The following is a 3,301-nucleotide window of genomic DNA, read 5'->3' on the forward strand; positions in this document are numbered from 1 at the left end:
GTTAATGAACACGCACGGTTAATGAACACGCACGGCCAATGAACACGTACGCTTAATGAGCACGGAATAGTGTAACAATATTGAAAAGCCTGCGTTTGCTCCTAGCGAAATGCGGGCTTTTTTTGTATAACAATATCTGCTCAACACATTAAAAAATTAAAACTATTAAGGGACACTTAAAGTGGCTGAATTTAAATACAAAGATCTTTCTCAAGAAGAACAAGACAAGCTGGATGCAGCAACCTTTCGTCGCCTGTTAGCACACCTAGACAACAACAAAGATGTCCAAAACATCGACCTGATGATCTTGGCTGGCTTTTGCCGTAACTGTTTTAGTAAGTGGTACAAAGCAGAAGCTGAACAACAAGGCTTAGACTTGGATATCGATGACGCTCGTGAGCGCGTATATGGCATGACTTACGATGAGTGGAAACAAAATCACCAACCAAAAGCGACACCTGAGCAACTAGCGGCGTTTGAAGCGAAGCAGAAGCCAGAATAATTTGTTCTCGCTAGAAATTGATGAATAGAATAAACCAAAAAAGAGCCCATCAAGGGCTCTTTTCTATTTCGAACTATCGGTTTATATGAACTTAAGCCAGTTCACCCGTTTGCGAGAAAGCTTCTAGCTTCGCTGCATAAGGTTGTAGGTCACCGATATTCAGATTTACCCACTCGTCATTGAAGTAAGTGTCTAGGTAACGTTCACCGCTATCACATAGCAAAGTCACGATAGACCCTGTTTCTCCACGCGCTTTCATCTCGCTTGCCAGTTGAAGCACACCGTACATATTTGTACCCGTAGATGCGCCAACCTTGCGGCCAAGAATGTCAGATAACCAATGTGTCGTTGCGATACTTGCTGCATCTGGAATTTTACGCATTTCGTCAACCACACCAGGAATGAAGCTTGGTTCTGCTCGTGGGCGACCAATGCCTTCAATCTTGCTGAATGTACTGCCTTTCACGTTCGCATTGCCGGTTTGGAAGTATTCGTGGAATACAGAGTTCTCAGGGTCCACAACACAAAGCTTAGTTTCATGTTGTTGGTAGCGAATGAAACGGCCAATCGTCGCTGAAGTACCGCCAGTACCTGGGCTCATTACTACCCAAGCTGGAACTGGGTGATCTTCCATCTGCATTTGATTGAAAATCGAGTTCGCGATGTTGTTGTTACCACGCCAGTCGGTTGCACGCTCAGCGTAAGTAAATTGATCCATGTAGTGACCATTCAATTCTTCTGCTAAACGGCGAGACTCATCGTAAATTTCATCTGAGCGGTCAACAAGATGCGCTTGGCCACCGTAGAATTCTATCTGTTCAATCTTCTTCTTCGCTGTGCATTTTGGCATTACCGCAATAAACGGCAGGCCAAGTAGGCGAGCGAAGTACGCTTCAGATACTGCAGTACTGCCTGATGAAGATTCAATGATCGTTGTTTCTGGGCCAACCCAACCGTTACAGATAGCGTATAAGAATAGAGAACGCGCTAAACGGTGTTTCAAAGAGCCTGTAGGGTGTGTGCTTTCATCTTTAAGGTAAACATCAATGCCTTCGATACTTGGCAGTTCGAGCTTGATAAGGTGCGTATCCGCTGAGCGTTGGTAGTCGGCTTCAATTTTGCGAATCGCGTTGTTAATCCATTGATGGTCAGTGCACATAAGCGTTCTCCTGATCGAGTGTAGGAATTCTTTGTAATTGGTATACTTCCAATTTAGCTAGAATTTGAGAGAAAAACTTTGCCATATTTGCTTTGTTTTGCTTAAAATGTAGAAAATTATTCTCTTTAAATTCGATTTGGTGAAAGTGTGATAGATGCCGTAGATAAAAAAATATTAAGGCTGTTACAAGAAGACAGCACATTGTCATTGAACGACATTTCAGAAGCGGTCAATCTCACCACAACACCTTGTTGGAAAAGGCTTAAACGCCTCGAAGAAAACGGCATTATTGAAAAAAAAGTGGCGTTATTGAATCCTGAAAAGCTCGAACTTGCTTTTACAGCGTTCGTATTGGTGAAAACCAGTGATCATTCTCATGAGTGGTATGGTCGTTTTGTAAACACCGTATCGGAATTTCCAGAAGTGATGGAGTTTTATCGCATGGCTGGAGAATATGATTATATGATGAAGGTTCAGGTGAAAGACATGAAGTGCTTTGATGATTTCTACAAGCGCTTGGTGAATAGCATTGATGGTATCTCTAATGTGACCTCGACGTTTGCGATGGAGCCATTGAAGTACACAACGGCATTGCCTCTATAAGCTGCACCTAGCTAAACGTTAACTATCGTTTCAGTTTAACTATCTTCTCAGTTTAGATCTCGTCTCTGCGATAAAGAAAAGGAATATTCATGTTTGCAAAAGTATCTACTGCTATCCAATTGGTGCTGGCCGTTGCCATTTTTTATTTGGGTTACACCATCTATTCGTTTACCAATAAAGTCGGTGAAATCGTTGATACTTATCCGCAGGTGATCGAAGATTTATCCGGTCTTACCAAAGGGCTAAAAGTAGAAGAGCTATTAGCGTTTGCTGAACATGTTAATGAGCTTGCTCCTCAGGTGTTTGATACCGTTGAAGACGTCAGAAAGACCGTCGAAAAAGTGAATCAAACCGTTTCATCGGTTGATAATAAAATCCCTGCGATATTAGATGAAGTTAAAAATGTCCGAACGGAAGTCGGGCAGGTAAGAACCGATGTCATCCCGCCCACATTGACTGAATTAAAACGATACCGTGTTGATGTGATGCCACCGATGCTCGCTGAAAGTAAATCTTACCGCGAACAAACTATCCCCACTGTTGTTGCCGAATCTGAAATGCTACGAGCGGAAGTTCCGGGAATTTTGGAACAAGCGAATTTGCTGGCAGATAAAAGTAAAGAGTTAGCTCAGGGCGCCGCAGAGGGCGCAGTGAAAGGCGTGGTGTTATCGCCATTTAATCTACTGCGAGACGCTGGTGATGGAATTAAAACTCGAGTACAAGGTGAATTCGAACCCTTGCTAGAGGCTGAATAGAGATTACGGACTGTTACGTGACAGCTTGTCGTTAGCATCATTAAAAAGAGAGGCTAGGTATTAAACCTAGCCTCTCTTTTTGTTTTCTCGTAAATATTTGGGGCTTGTAAAAAGCGTTTATTCGCTATTTAGTAAAACGCATCACACCTTCTTGAACTGCTGTCGCTACTAGCTCACCTTTCTGATTAAAGATCTCGCCGCGCACTAGGCCACGAGTGTTCGCTGCCGTTGGGCTTTCAATCGCATAAAGCAGCCATTCATCCATCTTAAACGGGCGATGGA

The 3,301-nt window shown here is 43.1% G+C and carries 4 protein-coding genes and 1 pseudogene; 3 read left to right on the top strand and 2 right to left on the bottom strand.

Annotated elements, in window-relative coordinates:
* Nucleotides 1–181: 181 nt before the first annotated feature.
* Nucleotides 182–502, top strand: a complete 321-nt coding sequence (locus AB4653_RS20790) for a DUF1244 domain-containing protein (protein ID WP_004736423.1) — start codon at nucleotides 182–184, stop codon at nucleotides 500–502.
* Between the two features lie 91 nt (nucleotides 503–593).
* Here AB4653_RS20790 and AB4653_RS20795 read toward each other — a convergent pair whose 3' ends face one another.
* Nucleotides 594–1,661: a PLP-dependent cysteine synthase family protein gene (locus AB4653_RS20795; protein ID WP_050634811.1), complete on the bottom strand. Its 1,068-nt coding sequence runs from the start codon at nucleotides 1,659–1,661 to the stop codon at nucleotides 594–596.
* 147 nt (nucleotides 1,662–1,808) lie between these two features.
* Between AB4653_RS20795 and AB4653_RS20800 the strand changes: the two genes are divergently transcribed.
* Together AB4653_RS20800 and AB4653_RS20805 are read left to right on the top strand one after the other, a co-directional pair.
* Nucleotides 1,809–2,264 (top strand): Lrp/AsnC family transcriptional regulator, encoded by a 456-nt coding sequence (locus AB4653_RS20800; protein ID WP_009847256.1) that lies wholly within the window; start codon nucleotides 1,809–1,811, stop codon nucleotides 2,262–2,264.
* Nucleotides 2,265–2,353: 89 nt separating this feature from the next.
* Nucleotides 2,354–3,019, top strand: coding sequence for a hypothetical protein (locus AB4653_RS20805; RefSeq protein ID WP_102257787.1), 666 nt, complete (start codon nucleotides 2,354–2,356; stop codon nucleotides 3,017–3,019).
* 124 nt (nucleotides 3,020–3,143) lie between these two features.
* Here AB4653_RS20805 and AB4653_RS20810 read toward each other — a convergent pair.
* A pseudogene (locus AB4653_RS20810) lies at nucleotides 3,144–3,301 on the bottom strand (acyl-CoA thioesterase II); the annotation flags it as partial.

It is taken from the genome of Vibrio sp. 10N.222.48.A3, from assembly GCF_041475345.1.
Taxonomy (GTDB): domain Bacteria; phylum Pseudomonadota; class Gammaproteobacteria; order Enterobacterales; family Vibrionaceae; genus Vibrio; species Vibrio tasmaniensis_A.